The 24,280-nt window shown below is 36.1% G+C and carries 22 protein-coding genes; all 22 read left to right on the top strand.

What is annotated here, in order from left to right:
* Positions 1-15 precede the first annotated feature (15 nt).
* The gene (gene rnpM / locus ACTSKG_RS05625; protein WP_464757161.1) at positions 16-294 is read left to right on the top strand and encodes an RNase P modulator RnpM; all 279 of its coding nucleotides are present in this window, start codon (positions 16-18) and stop codon (positions 292-294) included.
* Positions 291-611: a YlxQ family RNA-binding protein gene (locus tag ACTSKG_RS05620; RefSeq protein ID WP_464757160.1), complete on the top strand. Its 321-nt coding sequence runs from the start codon at positions 291-293 to the stop codon at positions 609-611. The genes rnpM and ACTSKG_RS05620 overlap by 4 nt, the downstream gene beginning before the upstream one ends.
* Before the next feature lie 4 nt (positions 612-615).
* Positions 616-2,973, top strand: a complete 2,358-nt coding sequence (gene infB / locus ACTSKG_RS05615; protein ID WP_464757159.1) for a translation initiation factor IF-2 — start codon at positions 616-618, stop codon at positions 2,971-2,973.
* Positions 2,973-3,251 carry a DUF503 domain-containing protein gene (locus tag ACTSKG_RS05610; RefSeq protein ID WP_464757158.1) on the top strand — a complete coding sequence of 93 codons (279 nt, stop codon included), beginning with the start codon at positions 2,973-2,975 and terminating at the stop codon, positions 3,249-3,251. The genes infB and ACTSKG_RS05610 overlap by 1 nt, the downstream gene beginning before the upstream one ends.
* Positions 3,252-3,274: 23 nt before the next feature.
* Entirely contained in the window at positions 3,275-3,625 is a 351-nt protein-coding gene (gene rbfA, locus ACTSKG_RS05605) for a 30S ribosome-binding factor RbfA (RefSeq protein WP_464757157.1), read from the top strand.
* 74 nt (positions 3,626-3,699) lie between these two features.
* Positions 3,700-4,620, top strand: coding sequence for a tRNA pseudouridine(55) synthase TruB (gene truB, locus ACTSKG_RS05600; RefSeq protein WP_464757156.1), 921 nt, complete (start codon positions 3,700-3,702; stop codon positions 4,618-4,620).
* A 1-nt stretch (position 4,621) separates the two neighbouring features.
* The gene (ribF, locus tag ACTSKG_RS05595) at positions 4,622-5,572 is read left to right on the top strand and encodes a riboflavin biosynthesis protein RibF (protein WP_464757155.1); all 951 of its coding nucleotides are present in this window, start codon (positions 4,622-4,624) and stop codon (positions 5,570-5,572) included.
* A 131-nt stretch (positions 5,573-5,703) separates the two neighbouring features.
* Complete coding sequence (gene rpsO / locus ACTSKG_RS05590; RefSeq protein ID WP_464757154.1) at positions 5,704-5,973, top strand: 30S ribosomal protein S15; 270 nt, start codon at positions 5,704-5,706, stop codon at positions 5,971-5,973.
* A 154-nt stretch (positions 5,974-6,127) separates the two neighbouring features.
* Entirely contained in the window at positions 6,128-8,245 is a 2,118-nt protein-coding gene (pnp, locus tag ACTSKG_RS05585) for a polyribonucleotide nucleotidyltransferase (RefSeq protein WP_464757153.1), read from the top strand.
* 157 nt (positions 8,246-8,402) lie between these two features.
* Positions 8,403-9,635, top strand: coding sequence for a M16 family metallopeptidase (locus ACTSKG_RS05580; protein WP_464757152.1), 1,233 nt, complete (start codon positions 8,403-8,405; stop codon positions 9,633-9,635).
* Positions 9,636-10,571: 936 nt separating this feature from the next.
* Positions 10,572-10,844, top strand: a complete 273-nt coding sequence (locus ACTSKG_RS05575; RefSeq protein WP_464757151.1) for a YlmC/YmxH family sporulation protein — start codon at positions 10,572-10,574, stop codon at positions 10,842-10,844.
* The gene (locus ACTSKG_RS05570) at positions 10,841-11,629 is read left to right on the top strand and encodes an NAD(P)-dependent oxidoreductase (protein WP_464757150.1); all 789 of its coding nucleotides are present in this window, start codon (positions 10,841-10,843) and stop codon (positions 11,627-11,629) included. The genes ACTSKG_RS05575 and ACTSKG_RS05570 overlap by 4 nt, the downstream gene beginning before the upstream one ends.
* Positions 11,629-12,216 (top strand): dipicolinate synthase subunit B, encoded by a 588-nt coding sequence (locus tag ACTSKG_RS05565; protein WP_464757149.1) that lies wholly within the window; start codon positions 11,629-11,631, stop codon positions 12,214-12,216. The genes ACTSKG_RS05570 and ACTSKG_RS05565 overlap by 1 nt, the downstream gene beginning before the upstream one ends.
* Positions 12,217-12,294: 78 nt before the next feature.
* Positions 12,295-13,341 (top strand): aspartate-semialdehyde dehydrogenase, encoded by a 1,047-nt coding sequence (locus ACTSKG_RS05560; protein ID WP_464757148.1) that lies wholly within the window; start codon positions 12,295-12,297, stop codon positions 13,339-13,341.
* Between the two features lie 4 nt (positions 13,342-13,345).
* On the top strand, positions 13,346-14,227 hold the full coding sequence (dapA, locus tag ACTSKG_RS05555; RefSeq protein WP_464757147.1) for a 4-hydroxy-tetrahydrodipicolinate synthase: 882 nt from the start codon (positions 13,346-13,348) through the stop codon (positions 14,225-14,227).
* Positions 14,228-14,424: 197 nt separating this feature from the next.
* Positions 14,425-16,092 (top strand): ribonuclease J, encoded by a 1,668-nt coding sequence (locus ACTSKG_RS05550; protein WP_464757146.1) that lies wholly within the window; start codon positions 14,425-14,427, stop codon positions 16,090-16,092.
* Positions 16,093-16,165: 73 nt separating this feature from the next.
* Positions 16,166-18,451: a DNA translocase FtsK gene (locus ACTSKG_RS05545; RefSeq protein ID WP_464757145.1), complete on the top strand. Its 2,286-nt coding sequence runs from the start codon at positions 16,166-16,168 to the stop codon at positions 18,449-18,451.
* A 155-nt stretch (positions 18,452-18,606) separates the two neighbouring features.
* Complete coding sequence (locus ACTSKG_RS05540; protein ID WP_464757144.1) at positions 18,607-19,335, top strand: GntR family transcriptional regulator; 729 nt, start codon at positions 18,607-18,609, stop codon at positions 19,333-19,335.
* A 46-nt stretch (positions 19,336-19,381) separates the two neighbouring features.
* Entirely contained in the window at positions 19,382-20,455 is a 1,074-nt protein-coding gene (locus ACTSKG_RS05535) for a BMP family lipoprotein (RefSeq protein ID WP_464757143.1), read from the top strand.
* Positions 20,456-20,711: 256 nt separating this feature from the next.
* Positions 20,712-22,262, top strand: a complete 1,551-nt coding sequence (locus tag ACTSKG_RS05530; protein ID WP_464757142.1) for an ABC transporter ATP-binding protein — start codon at positions 20,712-20,714, stop codon at positions 22,260-22,262.
* Positions 22,252-23,298, top strand: a complete 1,047-nt coding sequence (locus ACTSKG_RS05525) for an ABC transporter permease (protein WP_464757141.1) — start codon at positions 22,252-22,254, stop codon at positions 23,296-23,298. The genes ACTSKG_RS05530 and ACTSKG_RS05525 overlap by 11 nt, the downstream gene beginning before the upstream one ends.
* 1 nt (position 23,299) lies before the next feature.
* Entirely contained in the window at positions 23,300-24,259 is a 960-nt protein-coding gene (locus ACTSKG_RS05520; RefSeq protein ID WP_464757140.1) for an ABC transporter permease, read from the top strand.
* Positions 24,260-24,280 lie beyond the last annotated feature (21 nt).

Here is a 24,280-nt window from a genome sequence, read left to right as displayed (position 1 = left end):
GGATGGTGAGTTTGGATGGCTATTCAAAAGAAAATTCCATTGCGTAAATGCGTTGCTACTGGAGAAATGTTTCCCAAGAAAGAAATGATTCGTATTGTTCGGTCTAAAGAGGGAGAAGTTTCTGTTGACTTGACTGGAAAAAAGTCAGGTAGAGGTGCATATGTTTCTAAAACAATCGATGCTGTTAATAAAGCCAAAAAGAAAAATTCTTTAGGTAATCATTTAGAGGCATCCATTCCAACTGAAATATATGATGAACTTGTTATTATTATTGAAAGAGAAAAAATAAAATGACAATTGAACAACAAATAACTCAACTACTTGGACTAGCAACTCGAGCAAGAAAAACAATATCTGGAGAAGAACTAGTAGTAAAAGAAATTAGAAGCCAAAAAGCAAAGTTAGTTATACTTTCATCAGATGCTTCTAAAAACACAGCAAAAAAATTGAATGATAAATGTGCATCTTTTAACGTTGAGCTGCATGTCTTTGGAGACCGGCACGATCTCGGACATGCGACGGGAAAAGAGGCCAGAGTGGCAATAGCCATTATGGATGACGGTTTCGCAAAAAAACTGTCCGGCCTTCTCAACGAATTTAACCGGGGGTGAGCTAATGACTAAAATCAGAGTTCATGAATACGCGAAACAAATAGAAAAATCAAGTAAAGAAATTATCGAACAGTTAGGAAAGCTTAATATACAAGTGGCTAACCATATGTCAATGCTTGAAGGAGACGCTGTTAAAAAATTAGATGGAGTTTATAAAAAGTCTAACGAATCTTCTAATAGTGTATCCAAAGCTCCAACACAATCACAACAAACTGGACAAAATAATCGTCCAAATCGACCTACAACAAATAATGCAAACCAAGGGCAATCAAGACCTGCAAACCAAGGGCAATCGAGACCAACAACACAGGGGCAATCAAGACCAACAACACAGGGGCAATCAAGACCAGCAACACAGGGGCAATCGAGACCAGCAACACAGGGGCAATCAAGACCTGCAAACCAAGGGCAAAGCCGCCCAGCAGCACAAGGTACAAACAATCAATCTAAAGATAAAAAACCATTTAATAGTAATAATAACCGTCCAGGTGGACAGAATAGACCAGGCGGACAAAATAGACCAGGACAAAAATTCCAAAAAAGAAGAAAAGGTCCTACTACACCTGTACAACCACCAGTACCAAGAAAAGAAAGAGAATTGCCATCAAAAATTACATTCACTGAGTCATTAACAGTAACAGAACTTGCGAAAAAACTTGGTCGTGAGCCATCTGAAATCATTAAAAAACTGTTTTTACTTGGTGTAATGGCAACAATTAACCAAGAACTTGATAAGGATGCAATTGAATTAATTTGTGCAGACTATGGAGTAGAAGTAGAGGAAGAAATTAAAATCGATATTACCGATTTAGAAGCTCACTTCGAAATCGAAACGACAGAAGAAGATGAAGCAAATAAACAAGAACGTCCACCTGTAGTTACAATTATGGGTCACGTTGATCACGGTAAAACGACCTTACTTGACTCTATTCGAAACACAAAAGTTACTGCAGGTGAAGCAGGTGGTATTACACAACACATTGGTGCATACCAAATAGTTAATAACGGGAAAAAAATTACATTCCTTGATACTCCTGGACATGCAGCTTTTACAACAATGCGTGCTCGTGGAGCAAAAGTTACAGACATTACAATACTGGTAGTTGCAGCTGATGATGGAGTTATGCCACAAACTGTGGAAGCGATTAATCATGCAAAAGCGGCAGAAGTACCAATTATTGTTGCTGTAAATAAAATGGATAAACCAGCGGCCAATCCTGATCGTGTCATGCAAGAACTAACAGAACATGGATTAGTATCGGAAGCATGGGGCGGGGAAACAATTTTTGTACCAATCTCGGCTTTAACTGGGGACGGTATCGATAACCTTATTGAAATGGTCTTACTAGTTTCCGAAGTTGCGGAATTAAAAGCAAACCCGAAACGTCTTGCATTAGGATCTGTTATTGAGGCTCAATTAGACAAAGGTAGAGGGTCAGTTGCTACATTATTAGTTCAAGACGGAACATTACGAGTAGGTGATCCAATCGTAGTAGGTCATGCATTCGGGCGAGTTCGCGCAATGGTAAATGATCTTGGTCGTCGTGTGAAAGAAGCAGGCCCTTCTACTCCTGTTGAAATTACAGGTTTAAGTGAAGTGCCACAAGCAGGAGATCGTTTTGTCGTTTTTGAAGATGAAAAAACAGCACGTCAAGTCGGTGAAAATAGAGCATCACAAGCACAAGTTAACCAACGCTCTGAAAAAACTCGCGTGACATTAGACAACTTATTTGATCAAATGAAACAAGGGGAAATGAAAGAGCTAAACTTAATTGTTAAAGCAGACGTTCAAGGTACTGTAGAAGCAATGGCTGCATCTTTAATGAAGATTGAAGTAGAAGGTGTAAATGTACGAATCATTCACACTGGTGCCGGAGCAATTACGGAATCAGATATTAGTCTTGCAGCTGCTTCTAACGCTATTGTAATTGGATTTAATGTTCGCCCTGATGTGAATGCTAAACGTGCAGCAGACGAAGAAGGCGTAGATATCCGCTTACACCGAGTTATTTATAAAGTAATCGAAGAAATTGAATTTGCGATGAAAGGATTACTTGATCCTGAATTCCAAGAAAAAATTATTGGTCAAGCGGAAATACGTGAAACATTTAAAGTTTCTAAAGTTGGTACTATCGCTGGATCTTACGTAATTGAAGGGAAAATTTCTAGAGATAGCGGTGTTCGTATTATTCGTGATTCAATTGTTATTTTCGAAGGCGAATTAGACACATTAAAACGATTTAAAGATGATGTAAAAGAAGTGGCAAAAGGATATGAATGTGGTATTACGATTAAAAGCTTTAATGATATTAAAGAAGGCGACATTATAGAAGCTTTCGTTATGGAAGAGATTAAACGCTAATGATTGTTTATGCAGAGTGTGAATACATCATTTCTACTGCACATTCCTTAAAAGAAAAGCGAGCAGTTCTACAACGAATGCTCACACGAACAAAACAAAAATTCAATGTTTCCATTGGGGAGTTAGATCACCAAGATGTCTGGCAGCGTACTTGCATTGGAATCGTTATTGTTGCTTCAGATAAAGTAGCAGCTGACCGAGAACTTATGCATGCCATAAGATATTTGGATTCTAACCCTGAGTGGGAACGAATTGAATTTAGAAAAGAATATTTATAATCAGAATATGAGGTGTAGCGATTATGTCGATGCGCGCAAACCGAGTTGCTGAACAAATGAAAAAAGAGTTAGGTGAAATTATTGTCCGCAAGCTAAAGGATCCTAATATAGGCTTTGTTACCGTTACAGATGTAGAGGTTACTGGTGACCTTCAACAAGCGACTATTTATATTACTGTTCTTGGTGGAGAAGCGAAAAGTGGTCAAACATTAAAAGCTTTAGAAAAAGCAAAAGGGTTTATTCGTACTGAAATTGGACAACGAATTAGACTTCGTATAACGCCTGAACTACTATTTAAGTTTGATGAATCAGCAGCTTATGGAAATCGAATTGATGATTTATTAAGACAAATTAACAAATCATCAGAAGAATAAAAAATTAGAGAAGTCTGCTTAATACAACAAGCAGACTTCTTTGTTGTATATTATCATTAAAATGAGGTGAAAAAATGTACGAAGGTATACTTCCATTATGGAAAGAAAAAGGCATGACTTCTCACGACTGTGTGTTTAAACTCCGAAAAATATTAAAAATGAAGCGTATAGGACACACAGGTACACTCGATCCAAGTGTAGAAGGAGTTTTACCAATATGTCTAGGGCAAGCAACGAAGGTATCTGAATATATTATGAATGAAGGTAAAACATATATAGCAACCGTTAGTATTGGGACTTCAACTACAACTGAAGATGCAGATGGTGAGGTCGTAAATAAAGATGAAACGGAAAAGTATTTTTCTCGGGATCAGATATTAAAGGTTTTGAACGAATTAACTGGTGAAATCGTACAAACCCCTCCAATGTATTCAGCTGTTAAAGTAAATGGGAAAAAGTTATATGAATATGCAAGAGAAGGTAAGATTGTAGATCGTCCGAGTAGAAAGATAACCATTTATAAATTACACTTATTGGACGATACCCCCGAATTTTCAGGAGAAAATGTACTATTTTCTATTCAAATAAGTTGTAGTAAAGGTACATATATTCGAACACTTGCAGTTCAAATAGGGGAATTACTTGGCTACCCAGCACATATGTCTACTTTAGTTAGAACTGCTTCGGGAAGCTTCACAAAAGACCAATGTTTAACACTTGAGCAAGTAGATAAGGCTAGCGAAAGTGGTTGTTTAAATGACTCTATATTTCCTGTAAAGTATGCTCTACAAAGTTGGCCAAGTGTTGAAATTACTGCAGAAACTGATAAAAGCATTGCGAATGGTCAAGTGATCCATGCACATCCATTACTAGAGAAAAATGAAAAAATAATCTACACAAAAAATTCAATTCCTAAGGCAGTATATATTAAGCATCCAACGAAAGATGATATGATGAAACCGGAGAAAATGTTTTCAACCGAAAAAGGAGATTAATATGGAAGTACATTACTTATCTTACCCACATCATTTATTTGAAAATGAGCAGGACGAAGCATACTCATTAGCTATCGGTTTTTTTGATGGTGTACATAGAGGGCATCAAGCTGTCATTCAAGAAGCACTAGATAAAGGAAAAGAGCTTAAAATAAGAACTGCGGTCATGACTTTTGATCCTCACCCATCGTTAGTTCTTGGTAGAAGTAAGGAACAAGTATTTTATATTACACCAATTGAACAAAAAATAGAAATATTAAAAGGACTTAACGTCGATACATTATTTGTCGTTCGTTTCACTTCAGATTTTGCTAAGTTAACACCTTCACAGTTTGTTGATTCTTTTATAAAAAAGGCGAATGTAAAACACGTTACAGCAGGTTTCGATTTTACATTTGGTGCATTTGGAAAAGGAACAATGAAAGAAATGGAACAGTTATCGAATGGTGAATATACTGTTTCAGTAGTCGATAAGCAAGTGTTGTCAGGTGATAAAATAAGTTCAACTAGAATAAGAGCAGAACTGAAAACTGGAAATATAGAAGAAGTAAAAGAACTTTTAGGGCGTCCTTATATGTTAACCGGTGTAGTTATTCATGGAGACAAAAGAGGTAGAACGATAGATTTCCCTACAGCAAACGTTCAACCGATGGAAGGGCAATTTATACCTTCAACTGGAGTCTACTCAGTGAAAATATGCGTACAAGAAAAATGGTATAATGGTGTATGTAATGTTGGATACAAACCTACATTTAATAACCCCGAGGATAAAAAGCTTTCAATCGAAGTGCATATAATTAATTTTGACCAATCGATATACGGTGAAGAAGTAGTAATTCACTGGTATTCGCGTATTCGATCGGAGCAAAAGTTTAATGGGATAAATGAATTAAAAGAACAAATTGGAAAAGATAAAGAAGTAGCTATAAATTATTTTAAAAAAAGCGAATGAGTTGATTCTGATTTAATCCTATGGTATATTTTAAAAGTACAAATTTGTACTAAACCTTTCCTTGGCTTATTCGATTCTCCAACGATTGCTCAGGAACAGGGGATATTAAGAATTTTTAGGAGGAAAACAAAATGGCAATTACAAAAGAACGCAAAAATGAACTAATCGCTGAGTACAGAACTCATGAAAGCGATACTGGATCTGCTGATATTCAAATCGCAGTTCTTACAGAAGAAATTAATTCTTTAAACGAACATTTACGTACACATAAGAAAGATCACCATTCTCGTCGTGGTCTATTTAAAATGGTTGGACGTCGCCGTAACTTATTAAAATACTTACGTGAAAACGAAGTACAACGTTACCGTGAGCTAATCGCTAAACTTGGTTTACGTCGATAATATTTCATGGAATAAAGCGGGATTCGTCCCGCTTTTTCTTTTGCATAAAAATACTTCGCATAGTTTAGGTATTTTTGATACACTACTTATGATACATATAACTTTTATATACCTTATATTAGGAATTTTTGAAGTTGAGAGGAGTCCAGATTAAATGAGTGAAAAGAAAGTATTTACGTACGAATGGGCAGGTCGTCCTTTGCAAGTAGAAATTGGGCAACTTGCAAAACAAGCGAATGGTGCAGTTTTAGTAAGATATGGTGATACTAGCGTATTATCAGTTGCAACTGCTTCGAAGCAACCAAAGAATCTAGATTTTTTCCCATTGACAGTTAATTATGAAGAGAAATTATACGCTGTTGGAAAAATCCCAGGTGGTTTTATTAAACGTGAGGGTCGTCCATCTGAAAGAGCAATCTTAACTAGTCGCTTAATTGATCGTCCGATTCGTCCGTTATTCCCAGATGGATTCCGTAATGAGGTTCAGGTAATTTCCATCGTAATGTCTGTGGATCAAAATTGTTCATCTGAGATGGCTGCAATGTTAGGTTCTTCACTAGCACTTAGTGTATCGGACATTCCTTTTGATGGACCAATTGCAGGAGTGCAAGTAGGTTTAATTGGGGAAGAATTGATCATTAATCCAACAGTTGAACAAATGGAGAAAAGTATTTTAGATCTTACTGTTGCTGGAACAAAAGATGCTATTAACATGGTAGAAGCAGGAGCAAAAGAGGTTTCTGAAGAAGTAGTGTTGGAAGCTATTATGTTTGGTCATAGTGAAATCATTAAATTAATTGAATTCCAAGAAAAAATAGTTGCTGAAATTGGAAAAGAGAAAAAAGTGATTTCCCTTTTCGAATTAGACAAGGATCTTTTTGCAGAAGTAAAAGAGCTTTGTGAGGCAGACTTGGTACAAGCTATTCAAGTGCAAGAAAAGCATGCGCGTGAAGAAGCAATTGGTATTGTTAAAAATGAAGTATTAGAACAGTACACACAAAAAGAAGCAACAGACGAAACACTAAAACAAGTACGAGAAATTTTAGATGCTATGGTTAAAGATGAAGTTCGTCGTTTAATCACTGAAGATAAAGTACGCCCAGATGGTCGTGGGGTAGCTGAAATTCGCCCGCTTTCTTCTGAAGTTGGAATTTTGCCGAGAACGCATGGTTCTGGATTGTTTACTCGTGGACAAACTCAAGCATTAAGTATTTGTACATTAGGACCACTTGGTGATGTTCAAATTATTGATGGTATTGGATTAGAAGAATCAAAACGCTTTATGCACCATTACAATTTCCCACAATTTAGTGTAGGGGAAACAGGACCAATCCGTGCACCTGGCCGTCGTGAAATTGGTCACGGAGCATTAGGAGAGCGTGCTTTAGAGGCAGTTATTCCAGATGAAAATGATTTCCCTTATACACTTCGTTTAGTAGCTGAAGTATTAGAATCAAATGGTTCAACTTCTCAAGCTAGTATCTGTGCATCAACTCTTGCAATGATGGATGCTGGTGTACCTTTAAAAGCACCTGTTGCAGGTATTGCCATGGGACTTGTAAAAAAAGGCGAAAATTATACAATATTAACAGATATTCAAGGAATGGAAGATCACCTTGGAGATATGGACTTTAAAGTAGCTGGTACTTCTAAAGGTATTACTGCGCTTCAAATGGACATTAAAATTGACGGACTTTCAAGAACTATCTTAGAAGAAGCTCTTGAACAAGCTAAAATAGGTCGTATGCAAATTTTAGAAAGCATGCTTGCAACAATAGGTGAACCTCGCGAGAAATTATCTAAATATGCTCCAAAGATAACAGTTATTAAAATTAATCCTGATAAAATTCGTGATGTAATTGGACCAGGTGGGAAACAGATTAATAAAATTATCGATGAAACTGGCGTAAAAATTGATACTGAGCAAGATGGTACAATTTATATTGCTTCAGCAGATGAAGAGATGATTGCACGAGCAAAAGAAATAATTGAGAACATTGTTCGTGTTGCTCAAGTAGGGGAATATTATCTAGGAAAAGTAAAACGAATTGAAAAGTTCGGGGCTTTCGTAGAAATCTTTAACGGGAAAGATGGCTTACTGCATATTTCGGAGATTCAAGAAGAACGTACGAAAAATGTAGAAGACGTGCTTAAAATCGGAGACGAGTTATTAGTAAAAGTAATTGAAATTGATAACCAAGGTCGCGTAAACTTATCTCGTAAAGTAGTTTTAAAAGAAGAAAAAGAGCGTGCTGAACAAAACGAACAATAATATGAGAAAAGTTCAAACGCTGACAGTGAGCGTCTGAATCAAGTTTGAATAGATATAGAAAAATTATACAATTTGTAATACACTAGGTTGACCGTAGGGAATTATTGTCTACGGCAACTTTTTTTAATACTTGAATAAACTAGATAGAGGTGCAATTTTGATAAAAAAAATAACTTGTAATAATGGGCTACGTATTATCTCAGAGGATATTCCCCATGTACGATCTGTTGCAGTTGGGATATGGGTACAAGCTGGATCTAGATACGAACTTCCAAAAGAAAATGGCCTAACACATTTTATTGAACATATGCTGTTTAAAGGAACAACAACTAGATCAGCAAAGCAGATAGCAGAGGAATTCGATAGAATCGGCGGTAATATTAATGCATTTACATCTAAAGAGAATACATGTTACTATGCAAAAGTATTAGATCACCATGCGAAACACGCTGTAGAAATTCTTGCAGATATGTTTTTCAATTCTCTATTCGATCCAAACGAAATCGAAAAGGAAAGACTAGTTGTTTTAGAAGAAATAAATATGGTGGAAGATACTCCAGACGATATAGTCCATGAATATCTATGGAGAGAGATGTATGAAAATAATCCTTTAGGGTCTCCTATACTAGGGACAGAGGAGACATTAAATAGTTTTACGAAGGAAATGATTTTGTCTTATATGGAAAGACATTATACACCAGATAATGTTGTAATTTCAGTAGCCGGTAATATTCAAGAAGGATTTTTAGAATATATTGAATCGCTTTTTGGTCAATATAAAAGTGTAAAAAAATCAGTAAAGTCTTTGGAAACACCTGTTATAAAACCAATATATACAGAAAATTTTCGTGAAACAGAACAAGCGCATATTTGTTTAGCATATCCTGGTTTAAGTATAAATGCGGACAATATTTATAGTTTAGTCGTTTTGAATAATATTTTAGGTGGAAGTATGTCCTCGAGGTTATTCCAAGAAATTCGTGAAGATAAGGGACTCGCATATTCGATTTACTCGTATCACTCTTCTTATGAAGATACGGGAGTTGTTGTAGTTTACGGTGGGACTTCTAGTAATCAGTTAAATGAATTAAAGACTTCCATTTTTGATTCCATTCAGAATGTAATGAACAAAGGATTCACAGAAACAGAAATTCTCAATTCCAAAGAACAGTTAAAAGGAAATTTGTTGTTAAGTTTAGAAAGCACAAATGCACGGATGAGTAGAAATGGAAAAAATGAGCTGCTTTATGGAAAGCATCGTTCTCTAGATGAAGTAAGTGAAACGATAGATGAGGTGACTTTAGAATCCGTAGTGGAGCTTGCTAAAGAAATTTTTTCTTATAAGCCGGCTATTTCTATTATTATGCCTAAAAAAGTAGTCGATCTATAATGATCGGCTTTTTTGCTGAAAGTATATAAACTTTTGTCCCATGAACAGGTTGATTTCCGTTGCAGGCGGAGGCTTTCCGCGGGCGGTCCGTGAGTCTCCTCAGGCCAACACGATGTTGGTCACGAAGGCGTTGCCACACGAGGTGGCGTTCTTAGTCTTCGTTCCTTTGTTTGCTCCTGCGGGGTCTCACCTGGACACGCTTTTCCCGCAGGAGTCGCCGCCTTCCACTACAATCAACAGTCTCAAATAAAAAAAAACTTCGTCCAATTAATGAACTGGTGTATTTTCTTTTGCTTTACAAGATAAGCGGAACAGAGAAAAAATAGGTAGTATCCACGGATAAAGAAGCGGAGGTAGCGGCTTCTGTGGGAATAGCATGGGGGGCAAGTATCAAGCCGCTTCCGTTGCTCCTGCGCTAGCTCGTCGCAAAAGTAATTTCACTGTGCTACGTTCAGTGTCTTGATTTGCTTGCTAATCCCCTAGGAGTCACCGCCTTCCGCTCCAATCAACAGTGCAACTAATAAAAGGCTTTGTCGAAATAATGAACTGGCACTTTCTTTTTCTTATCTATATGGGAAGCGGAAATAGAGAAAAATAGGTAGTATCCATCGATAAAGAAGTGAAGAGCTTCCGAAATAGTATCTTCGGAAGCTTTAAAAGAGTAGGGAAGTATTTTTTCTTTAATTAGCTAGACCAAACTCATCATGTCCTTCCAAATTCCAAGAGGGCGACGGACAAACATCCGCCCCAAGATTACCCCAAGACTTAATGTTAATAGTGTAGCCTATGTTTCATCCAAAGACCCAGGAATAAGTGATGACAAGATGCTCGTGTTTTTCATATTTGCTTAGTACAAGTCGAACAGTTTTTCTGATTCACTTTGTTTAGCTAAAAGGCATATACATAAGTAGAAATATATATTGGGGAGGGGAAAGGTTGTTACTTTCGGAACTTGCTGAAAAAGAGCTTATCCAAGTGAAAGATGGTGCTAGATATGGAAAACTAGCCAATACCGAATTACTATTTGATCCATCAAGTGGGAAAATTAAAGGTTTTGAAGTATATCAGAAGTCAGCTTCTTTTTTTCAAGTAAATAAAGCAAACAAGAAAAAGGAATTTATCTCTTGGGAAGAAATTATTCTCATAGGGAAAGATCGTATTTTGTTTAATGAAACTGATTCTTTTAATGAAAATAGTGAGTACTCATGAACAAAAAATGTGCCATAATCGGAACGGATGATAGATTACTGTATTTGCAGGAAGAATTATCAACCAATCTTGAAGTTAAATTATTTTCAACAATGGTATGGAATGAAAAACTAGAGTCGGATATTCATGAGTTCCAGCCAAATGTATTATTTTTTCCAATTCAAGCAATGAATATGGAGCATCCTTTTACATTACCAAAATCATGTGAAGTTCTTTTTATTGGAAAGAAATTTGAAGAATTTGAATCTCAAGAACGAAAAGTGTTTTATTATCTAGAGGATGAGCAGTGGATTTGGGATAATGCAAATCTTACTGCGGAAGGGTTTATTAACTACTTTTATTTGAATGAAAAAAGGTCATTGTACAATAAACAATTTATCATTACCGGATATGGAAGAGTAGGGAAAAGACTAGCATACGCTCTTCATCACCTTGGGGCGAAAGTGATTATATCAGTAAGATCTGAGCATCAGCTGTTTGAAGCAAAAAGCTATGGCTATCAAATTGAAGCATTAGACAATATTATTCAAAAGTCAAAAGAACAGTCAACTTATCTAATTAATACGATACCTTCTAAATGGCTAATAAATACAGATGCTTCCTGTTTCATAAAAGTATTCGATCTTGCTTCAAAGCCGGGATGTTTAATAAACGATCAGAAAAATATCCCCGTTAATTATGTAAATCCAACAAGTTTACCTGGAATGTTTTTTCCACAAGATGCGGGATATTTAATAGCCAGGTCGGTTCAAACTCAATTGTCTGTATTGGAGGAGGAAAAATAGTGTTAAATGGTCTTCGAATAGGTCTTGGGATTACCGCTTCTCACTGTACGTATGAGGAAGTAATTCCAATGATTAGACAGTTTACTGAAAGAGGTGCTACTGTAGTTCCAATAATTACGTACTCTGTTTTAACTGCTGCAACACGATTCGGAACTGGTGAAGAATGGATTGAAAAAATTGAAGCTTCAAGTGGGAGCAAAGTTGTTTCAAAAATTGTAGAAGCAGAACCTTTTGGACCAACAAATCCACTAGACTGCATGGTCATTGCACCGATGACAGGAAATTCAATAAGCAAGCTAGCAAATGCTCAAACGGATTCACCTGTATTAATGGCTGCAAAAGCCACCTTACGAAATGGAAAGCCAGTTGTACTTGGTATTTCAACCAACGATGCACTCGGTTTAAATGGTATGAATATTATGAAACTCCTATCTACAAAAAACATTTATTTTATCCCCTTTGGTCAAGACAATCCTCAAAAAAAACCGAACTCATTAATCGCAGACTTTACAAAGATAATTCCTACAGTAGAACATGCAATTCAATCTAGACAAATGCAGCCTATACTTATTAGTCATCAATTATAAATATTAAAGATGATGTATTTTCATGTAATATATGATACAATATCGCCAATATGTTTTGATTTGAGAGGAGAGCTTTAAATGTCACAGGGTTTTACGGTAGCAATAGTTGGAGCAACAGGTGCAGTTGGTCAAAAAATTATTGAAAAATTAGTTGAAAGAAGTTTCCCGTATACAACATTAAAGTTACTAGCTTCAAAGAATTCAGCAGGTAAGCAAGTAGAAGTAAATAATTTAATGTATGAAGTTGAAGAGGCAACACCTGAATCTTTTCAAGGGGTGGACGTAGCATTTTTCTCAGCTGGTGGGTCTATTTCTAAAGCACTTGCAAAAGAAGCAAGTAGTAGAGGTGCTATTGTAATTGATAATACGAGTGCTTTCCGTATGGATAAAGATGTTCCACTAGTTGTACCGGAAGTGAACAAACAGGCATTACATGAGCAAACAGGAATAATTGCTAATCCGAATTGTTCTACTATTCAAATGGTTTGCGCATTGGAGCCTATTAAACAGCAATTTGGATTAACGAAAGTAATTGTTTCTACTTATCAAGCTGTGTCAGGTGCAGGAGCTGCCGCTATAAATGAACTCACAACTCAAAGTACTAATATCACTGAGAAGAATCCAAAACCTAGTATTTTACCTGTAAAAAGTGATGAAAAACATTATCCGATTGCAGGAAATGTTATCCCACAAATTGATGTGTTTGATGAGGATGGATTCACATTTGAAGAACATAAAATGATGAATGAAACGAAGAAAATAATGTCAATGCCTGAGCTTGCAGTTGCAGCAACTTGCGTTCGAGTGCCAGTTGTTACTGGTCATTCAGAATCAGTTTATCTAGAAGTAGAAAAAGAGAATGTCTCAGTAGAAGATATTAAAGAATTACTTTCTAATTCATCCGGAATTACAGTTCAAGACAAACCGGAACAGCAACAATATCCAATGCCTTATTTTGCAGAGGATAAAGATGAGGTATTTGTTGGTAGAATTAGAAAAGATCCTTCAAACAGTAAAGGCTTCCATATGTGGATTGTTTCTGATAACCTTCTAAAAGGTGCAGCATTAAACTCGATTCAAATTGCAGAGGCTTTAATTGAAGAAGGAATATTAAAAGAGGTGTAACAACATGAATATAGGTCATATTTCTACAGCAATGGTTACTCCATTTCAATCAAATGGAGACATTGATTTCAATGCAACGGAAAATTTGATAGAACACTTACTCTCGAGTGGAACGGATTCTCTTGTTGTATGTGGAACTACGGGAGAATCTCCTACATTAACTACTTCTGAAAAACTGGAATTAATCCAGTTTGTTGTAGAAAAAGTGAACAAAAGAGTTCCTGTCATTGCGGGAACAGGCAGCAATAATACGGCTGCTTCTATTGATTTATCCTTAAAAGCGGAAGCACTTGGTGTAGATGCAATTATGATCGTCACTCCATATTACAATAAACCAAACCAACGAGGAATGGTTGCCCATTTTGAAGCAATTGCAAATGCAACCACTTTACCAATTGTTGTATATAATATTCCTAGCAGATCTGTTGTAAATCTGGAGCCTGAAACAATCGTTGAATTAAGCAAAATTCCTTCTATTCAAATTGTGAAAGAGGCAAGTGGCAGTTTGGATCAAATGACTAAAATATTAGCAAATACGGAAGAAGATTTTCTCGTATATAGCGGAGACGATTCTTTAACCTTACCGTTATTAGCTATTGGAGGAACTGGAATAATCTCAGTTGCTTCCCATATCATCGGAAAAGATATGCAAGAAATGATTCATGCGTTCCATGAAAGTAATCATGCGGCTGCTGCAAAAATTCATCAACGAATTTTACCGGTTATAAAGGGTCTATTTGAACATCCTAATCCAGTCGTGGTAAAATACGCCCTATCTAAAGTGGGAGTAGAGGTAGGTTCTCTTCGACTTCCGTTAGTTGAATTGACAGAAGAAGAAAAGATAAGTTTTGATCAAATATGGAATGAATTCTTACAAAATAAATAAGTGTAAAAAGACTGAGGCTCTTTTCAGTCTTTTTTTTATAGACAAGAAAGTATGCGTACGATTTGGTAGTAAAATGAAGTACAAATTCTGGAATAGCAAAATGCATGCTTTATGCTTTTAATATTGTGCGAATCGTCCTCGTTCGATATAATGAAAATAAGTGGATGTTGGTCGGGTTAATTATAGGAGGAAAACAATTGGTAAAAGTAAAAAATGAACTTATTCGAATCATACCGCTCGGTGGAGTAGGTGAGATTGGAAAAGCAATGTATGTAGTAGAAATAGACGAAGAAATATTTGTTGTGGACAGTGGGCTTATGTTCCCTGAAAATGAAATGCTCGGTATTGATATTGTCATACCAGATATAACTTATTTAGAAGAAAACAAAAATCGTGTAAAAGGAATCTTTTTGACCCATGGACACGAGGATTCAATTGGTTCTATAGCATATTTATTGCAAAAAATTCAAGCACCTGTATACGGTTCTAAATTAACGATTGCTTTAGCAAAGACGCATTTAAAAGCGTTACCTTCCAAACAATCGGTTAAATATTTTGAAGTGACAAATAAGAGTCGGATGAATTTCCAAAGCACTTATGTGACATTCTTTCACACAACACATAGCATTCCAGATTCATTTGGCATTGTATTTCATACTTCAGAAGGCGCAATTGTTCATACAGGCGAATTTAAATTTGACCAATCGGCTAAAGGGAAATACCGTCCAGATATCGCCAAAATTGCTGGACTTGGTGAAGAAGGAGTATTTATTTTATTATCCGATTCAACAGAAGCGGAAAGACCTGGGTATACAACTTCAGAAGCAGTTATTGAAAACCAATTATCAGAAACATTCCACGCTGCTCGAGGTCGTATTCTTGTGTCTTTATATGCATCAAATTTTATACGAATTCAACAAGTATTCGATAAAGCTGTTGAAACTGGCAAGAAGGTTGCCATTGCAGGAAAAAGTTTAGAAAATATTTTTGAAATTGGACTAGATCTAGGCTACTTCTCTGTTGATGAAGATACAATTATTTCGATTAAAGAAATTTCAAAATACAATGATGATGAAATTGTTATAATAGTATCTGGTAATCAAGGAGAACCACTTGAAGCATTAGAAAAAATGGTGCGAAAACATCATAAAGATATAAAAATTAAAGATACGGATACTGTTTTAATCACTTTCACGCCTTCGCCAGGAATGGAAGTAGGAATGTTCCAAACGATGAACCAACTGGCTAAAGCAGGGGCGAAAGTATTAACTTCAAGTAAAAATGTCCATGTTTCTGGTCATGGTAGTCAAGAAGATTTAAAAATGATGCTTAACTTAACAAGACCAAAATACTTTATCCCAATTCAAGGGGAATATCGTATGTTAATGGCTCACTCCAAATTAGCTCAAGACATAGGTATGGCAAAATCTGAAATTTTTATTGCGGATAAAGGTGATATTGTTGAATATAAAAATGGCAAAATGAGAATGAGTGGAAGAGTACCAGCTGGCAATGTATTAATTGATGGTATTGGTGTTGGTGACGTAGGTAATATTGTTTTACGTGATCGTAAACTTCTCTCCCAAGATGGTATTTTTATAGTTGTCATTACTTTAAACCGTGCACAAAAGAAAATTGCATCTGGTCCAGAAATTCTATCAAGAGGATTCGTTTATGTTAGAGAATCAGAGGAGCTAATGGATGAATCGGCGAAACTAGTTAGAACGATTGTTGAAAAATATGTGAATAAAGAAACGTTTGAATGGACAAACATTAAACAAGAAATCCGCGATACGCTAAATTCATATTTATTCCAACAAACAAAACGACGTCCAATGATCATCCCGATTATTATGGAATATTAATATGAATATGAGGATTTCCTTCCGAAAGCGGATAGGAAATCCTTTTTATCTTTTAGGAAAGTAGGTGACTGGCTTGGCTCAAAAGAAGAAAAAAACTTTAAAAAGACCAACAAAAAAGGACAAGAAAAAACCTTTGCACCCTCTTATGTATGAAATTATTGGATTAATCGTAATAGGAATAGCGATTATTTCTTTTTTTGAATATGGTTTAGTAGGAAGAGGTTTGGCATATATAGGATATTTTCTTTTTGGTAATTGGCATATTGCAATACCTTTTTTCTTGATTGTTTATGCCCTAATAATTATGATCAAGCAAACTTTTCCATCTTGGAATCATCGACTAATTTTAGGCTCAATCTTTTTTTTGAGTAGTCTTTTATTATTTAGTCATTTAGCTCTTTTTGAACAATTATTTCAAGGAAAAGCTTTAGTAACTAATTCGGTGTTAAGAGAAAGCTACAGAGTTTTAGTTGAGAGCGGAGGAATTATTGATAGGAGTAGTTCGCTTGGGGGTGGAATGATTGGAGCCATACTATTTGCAACATTTCATGTATTATTTGATTCAGCAGGAGCAAAGATAGCTGGATGGATGTTGTTACTTATTGGGCTTGTTCTTCTAACTGGAAAAGCTCTGGTCCCCTATTTAGTAGAAGTATCCCCAAAAATTAGAGATTCGTTAAAAATAAGAAAAAAGAAGAAGAAACAGAAATCAGTTGTTTCTGATAGACAAACAAGGAGAAATAAAAAAGAGATTCCTCAAGAAGAGGCTGTTACAACACATGAAGAAATGATTCATATAGACGATATCGTACATGAAACAGCTCCTATAATTTCTGCATTCACAGAACGTATTTCAAAAAAAGAAGAGCTAGTTGAGCCGACAGAACCGATTGAAATAAATATGGATTCCGATTTAGTTGAAAATGAAGATTATCAATTACCTGCTATTTCACTATTAGACTCACCAGCCCATAGTGACCAAAGCGGTGAGTTAAATATGATTCAAGCGAATGCGAAAAAATTGGAACAAACCTTTTTGAGTTTTGGTGTAAAAGCAAAAGTTACTCAGGTCCATTTAGGTCCAGCTGTTACAAAATATGAAGTACTTCCAGATGTAGGAGTTAAGGTTAGTCGTATAGTAAGTCTGCATGATGATTTGGCCTTAGCGCTTGCTGCAAGAGATATTCGGATTGAAGCACCAATTCCAGGGAAATCTGCTATAGGTATTGAAGTTCCAAATAAAGAAGTTGCTATTGTAAGTCTAAGTGAAGTACTAGAATCTACGGAGAATAATAAACCGAACTTAAAGCTATTAATTGGATTTGGAAGGGACGTAACTGGTCAAGCTGTTTTAGCAGAACTTAACAAGATGCCTCATTTACTAGTTGCGGGTTCAACTGGTAGTGGGAAAAGTGTTTGTATTAATGGCATAATTGTTAGTATTATGATGCGTGCGAAACCACATGAAGTAAAAATGATGATGATTGATCCAAAAATGGTGGAGCTAAATGTATATAATGGAATTCCACATCTATTAGCGCCAGTTGTAACAGACCCTAGAAAAGCTTCTCAAGCATTGAAAAAGATCGTTTCTGAAATGGAAAGAAGATATGATTTATTCTCTCATACGGGTACACGTAATATGGAGGGATATAACGAACATATCGATAAATGGAATGAAGAGAACGAAGAAAAACACCCTAAACTGCCATATATAGTTGTTATTGTAGATGAGTTAGCAGACTTAATGATGGTTGCATCAAGTGATGTGGAGGACTCAATCACAAGACTTGCACAAATGGCACGAGCAGCTGGTATTCATTTAATTATTGCTACTCAGAGACCGAGTGTAGATGTAATTACGGGTATCATTAAAGCAAATATTCCTTCACGAATTGCATTTGCGGTATCTTCAGCTATTGATTCCCGCACCATATTAGATATGGGTGGTGCAGAAAAGTTACTTGGTAGAGGAGATATGTTGTTTTTACCAGCGGGAAGCTCTAAACCAGTTAGGGTTCAAGGTGCTTATTTGTCCGATGCAGAAGTAGAGCGTGTAGTGGATTTTGTTATTGAACAACAAAAAGCAAACTATCAAGAAGAAATGATTCCAGAAGAAATGGAAGATTTAGAAGAACAAATGGATCGAGATGATCTGTATGATGATGCAGCACAATTAGTGACGGAAATGCAGACAGCATCGGTTTCATTACTTCAACGACGTTTTAGAATTGGATATTCTAGAGCCGCAAGAATTATTGATCAACTGGAAATGAGTGGAATCGTTGGACCTTACGAAGGTAGTAAGCCACGTCAGGTACTTGCTCCAAAACACCCATTAGATCATGACCTTATATGACAAAATGATTACAAGATTATGAAATTACCATTAAATCTTTTTTTGAAATAAGAATAAAAGTATTTATTTCAATCTTCAAAAATGGTATAGTATGACTGATTAGTAGGAATGTTTTACATCTGAGGTCTGATCTCTTTAAAATGGTGGTGTTTTCGTTGACAATCAAAATAGACAATCGTCATTTATATCTTCAAGTGATAGATCGTCTAAAAAAGGACATTGAAAAAGGCATTTTCAAAGAAAAGGAGAAACTTCCTTCAGAATTTGAACTAGCTAAATCACTTGGAGTAAGTCGTGCAACATTAAGAGAAGCACTTCGCTTATTGGAAGAAGAAAATATAATTATCAGAAGACATGGTGTAGGAACCTTTGTGAATTCGAAACCTGTTTTTACCTCAGGAATAGAACAACTCTCAAGTGTTTCATCCATGATTCGAAGTGTTGGTATGGAGCCGGGAACGATATATTTGAGTTCTATGCAAACGCTTCCTTCTGAAGATGATTTAAAACGCTTTCAAAGTAGTGAAGAACAATCTATTATTTCTATGGAACGAGTACGCACAGCAAATGGTGAACCAGTTGTGTATTGTATCGATAAAGTTCCAGAAAAATATTTGCCAAATGATTTCCTCGTTAGAGAAGAAGGTTCAATATTTTCGGCATTAGAGGAATCTGGAGACATTCATGTTTCATATGCAGTCACTTTCATTGATCCAGTGGGATATCATGAAATTGCTTCACCAACATTGAATTGCGATCCGGAAACGTCATTGCTAGTATTAAAACAACTTCATTACGATGAAAATGATCGTGTAGTATTGTACTCGAAAAATTATTTTCGAGCAGATAAGTTTAGCTTTCATGTTGTTCGAAAAAGGGTGTAAAATCTTTTAGTTCCTGCTAATAAGAAAAAAAATGGGGGTTTTCAATTTGACGAAACGTAAATTTGGATTAGGACTGTCGCTTGTACTAGCTACTGGTACTATCCTTGGAGCATGTGGTTCAAAAGATGAAGGAACAACTTCTACAAAAGATAATGAAGGTACATCTACAGCAAAAAACTTCTCTATAGCTATGGTAACTGACGTTGGTGGGATTGATGATAAATCATTTAACCAATTAGCTTGGGAAGGTATTGAAAAGTTTGGTAAAGATAACGGTCTTAAAAAAGGTGACGGAGGGTATGATTACCTTCAATCTGCTGGAAATGCTGATTATACAACAAACTTAAATAGCTTAGCACGTCGTAACTTTGACGTTGTATACGGTATTGGTTTCTTAATGGAACAACCAATTGCTAAAATTGCAGAACAAAAACCAGATAATCACTTTGCTCTAATTGACTCAGTTGTTGATGCTCCAAACGTAGCTTCAGTAATGTTTAAAGAGCAAGAAGGTTCATACCTAGCTGGAGTTGCAGCTGCACTTATGTCTAAATCTAAAAAAATCGGTTTTGTTGGTGGAATGGAAATTCCAGTAATTGAACGATTTGAAGCAGGGTTCTTAGAAGGAGTTAAAGCAGTAGATCCAAGCATTAAAGTAGATGTTCAATACACAGGTAAATTCGATGATGCTGCTCTTGGTAAAACAACTGCAAACCGTATGTATTCTTCTGGCGTAGATATTATTTTCCACGCTGCTGGCGGTACTGGTAACGGAGTATTCTCGGAAGCGAAAGAACGTAAAAAGAAAGATCCAAATGCTAATGTATGGGTAATCGGAGTTGACTCTGACCAATATGCAGAAGGTCAAGTTGGCGATAAAAACGTAACACTTACTTCTATGCAAAAACGTGTAGATGTTGCAGTACAAGAAATTGCTAAACTAGCTATGGATGGTAAATTCCCTGGTGGTAAAACAACTACTTACGGTATTGCTGAAGGCGGAGTAGGTCTTGCTGACTCACATGGAGCTATTTCAGATGATGTTTTAGCTAAAGTGAAAGAATATTCTGACAAAATCGCTGCTGGAGAAATTGTTGTACCTGAAACAGTAGCAAAATAAAGTGTTTTTCAAACATCATAAAGGCCGAGTAATTCGGTCTTTATGATATTTTAATTAATAGAAGAAAGATTTTAAATATTTTAAAGTCTTATTTGGGTTGAATGCAAAATCTAATGTTGAAGGTGGACATGTTCAGTTGTTGTAAAATAACTTGATAAAAATAGTAAACAAGAAGTATTTTTATAAATAACTGGATTAAAAAATTTAAAGTCTTTCCTGTATTAATTTTGTACTAGTATAGTAGGGAGTGAATTCATTGGATTATGTAATAGAGATGCTTGGTATTCGAAAAGAGTTTGGATCGTTCGTTGCAAATGATAACATTACCCTTCAATTGAAAAAGGGAGAAATTCATGCTCTTTTAGGGGAAAATGGTGCTGGTAAATCAACCCTCATGAACGTCCTTTTTGGACTGTATCAACCTGAAGCTGGTGAGATAAAAGTTAATGGGAAATCTGTTAAAATTACGGACCCTAATATAGCAAATGACTTGGGAATTGGAATGGTTCATCAGCATTTTATGCTTGTAGAAAATTTTACTGTTACTGAAAATATCATTCTAGGAAATGAATTAACAAAAAGCGGAGTGCTCAATGTTAAAGATGCTGCAAAGAAAATTCAAGCATTGTCAGAAATGTATGGTTTAGAAGTAGACCCATATGCAAAAATCGAAGATATATCTGTTGGCATGCAGCAACGTGTTGAAATCCTAAAGACTCTTTATCGTGGAGCAGAAATACTAATTTTCGATGAACCAACAGCTTCACTTACACCTCAAGAAATAACTGAACTTATTCAAATAATGAAGCGACTGATCCAAGAAGGAAAATCGATTATTGTAATTACTCATAAATTAAAAGAAATCATGGATGTATCAGATCGAGTGACAGTTATTCGTAAGGGTGTAGGTATTGGAACTGTTGTTACAGCAGAAACAAATCCAAATGATCTAGCTTCATTGATGGTTGGTAGACAAGTTGATTTTACGACTGTGAAAGATGAGGCACATCCAACAGAAGATTCGTTAATAGTGAAAGATTTAGTTGTAACAGACTATCGTGGAGTTGAAAAAATTAAAGGATTGAATTTAACAGTACGTAAAGGTGAAATTTTGGGGATAGCAGGGATTGATGGGAACGGTCAATCGGAATTGATAGAAGCTATTACAGGACTACGTAAAGTAAAAAGCGGATCAATTTCCATCAATGGTAAAGATGTTACAAATAAAAAGCCGAGAAGTGTTACAGAAGCTGGTGTTGGTCATATTCCACAGGATCGGCATAAACATGGGCTAGTACTCGATTTTTCGATTGGACATAATATTGCGTTACAAACATACTACGTCCCACCAATTTCAAAAAATGGAATTATTGATTACGGTAAAGTATCTGAACTTGCACAAAAAGTTATAACTGATTTTGATGTACGTACGCAAGGAGAAGATACGCTTGCTCGTTCTTTATCAGGTGGAAATCAACAAAAAGCGATTATTGGACGAGAAATACTTCGAAATCCAGAATTATTAATAGCAGCTCTTCCAACTCGTGGATTGGATGTAGGAGCAATTGAGTTTATTCATCAGCGTTTAATTGAACAACGGGATAAAGGGAAAGCTGTGCTTCTTCTTTCGTTTGAACTAGATGAGGTAATGAATGTTTCTGACCGTATTGCTGTTATTTATGATGGTCAAATTGTTGATACTTTATTACCGAAGGAAACAACGGAACAAGAACTTGGGCTGTTAATGGCTGGTCAGAGAAGAAATGAAAAAGATTTAAATCAGGGGGAAAAACAGCATGTCGAATAGAGTAGTCAATATACTTGTCCCCATTATTTCCGTTATTTTAGGGTTACTTGTAGGTGCCATCGTTATGTTAGTAAGTGGCTACGATCCAATCGAAGGTTATGCTGCATTATGGAATGGAATTTTTGGTGATGCATATGCAATGGGGGAAACTATACGTCAGATAACTCCATACTTATTATCAGGATTAGCAGTAGCATTTGCTTTCCGTACTGGATTATTTAATATTGGGGTAGAAGGGCAGCTACTTGTCGGTTGGTTTGCAGCTGCCTACGTTGGAATTGCTTTTGATCTTCCAATGTATATTCATTTACCATTTGCCATTATCGCTGCAGCTTTAGCAGGTGCATTGTGGGCATTCATTCCAGGACTTTTAAAAGCAAAATTACAAGTTCACGAAGTTATTGTAACAATTATGATGAACTATATCGCGCTTCACACAACAAATGCTCTCATCCGTGTTGTCTCTCACGGTGGTGAAAATACAGGGAACATTAAACCAACTGCATCATTAAAATCCGCATTTTTTGAAAGTATAACGGATTATTCTAGATTGCATTATGGTATTTTCATAGCACTAGCGATGGTGTTAGTTATGTGGTTTATATTAGAAAAAACAACTACTGGGTTTGAATTGAAAGCGGTTGGATTTAACAAAAATGCTTCTCAATATGCTGGTATGAATGTTCAGAAAAATATTATTCTTTCTATGGTTATCTCAGGTGCATTTGCCGGACTTGCCGGAGCGATGGAAGCACTAGGGACATTCCAGTATGCGAATGTTAATGGTGGATTCACCGGTATAGGATTTGATGGTATTGCAGTAGCGCTTTTAGGTGCTAATACACCACTTGGAATTATATTCGGTGCAACTTTATTTGGCGCGCTAAAATTTGGATCTTTGAATATGCCAAATGCAGCAGGTATACCAGTTGAGATTGTATCGATTGTAATTGCAATTATAATTTTCTTCGTAGCTTGTGGTTACGTAATTCGCTATTTCCTTGTGAAAATGAACAAGAAAAAGGAGGCGAAATAATATGAGCTTTTTAGAAGTTCTATATTTCATCATTCCCGCAGCTATTTTTTATGCAGCTCCACTTATCTTCACGGCAATTGGAGGAGTTTTCTCAGAGCGATCAGGTGTTGTTAACATTGGATTAGAAGGTTTAATGGTAATGGGTGCATTTATCGGCATACTATTTAACTTGAAATTTGTTGACGTATTCGGAGTTTATACTCCATGGGTAGCACTTCTTGCAGCAATGGTTGCTTCTGCATTATTTTCTCTAATGCATGCAGTTGCAGCGATATCATTCCGTGCTGATCAAACCATATCTGGGGTTGCGATTAATATGCTAGGTGTAGCAGTCGCATTGTTTTCTGTGAAAATGATTTTCGGTAAAGGACAAACAGACTATATTCAGGAACGGTTCATACGATTTGATATCCCTTTTTTAAGTGATATTCCAGTAATTGGACCAATGTTTTTCAAAGATGTATATTCTACATCTATATTAGCAATTGGTGTAGCAATTGGAGCTTGGTTCGTCATTTACAAAACTCCGTTTGGCTTACGTCTTCGTGCTGTAGGAGAACATCCGATGGCTGCAGATACAATGGGTGTAAACGTAACAAAAATGCGTTATATTGCAGTTGTATTATCTGGAGCTCTAGCTGGTATCGGCGGTGCAGTATATTCACAAGCCATTTCTGGAGAATTCAGTCATACTACTATAAATGGTCAAGGATTCATGGCACTTGCTGCAATGATATTTGGTAAGTGGCATCCACTTGGAGCCCTTGGTGCAGCTCTATTCTTTGGTTTTGCCCAAGCGCTAAGTATTGTTGGTGGTCAAATTCCTTATATTGACCAAGTACCAAGCTACTTCTTGCATATCTTGCCTTATGTTTTAACAATTTTGGCGGTTGCAGGATTTATTGGTAAAGCACATGCGCCTAAAGCTAGTGGAGTACCTTATATCAAAGGAAAAAGATAAAACTTTGAGGAACCAAATTTA

It is taken from the genome of Psychrobacillus syltrankelensis (genome assembly GCF_055454035.1).
This window is presented reverse-complemented; position numbering and strand designations above follow the sequence as displayed.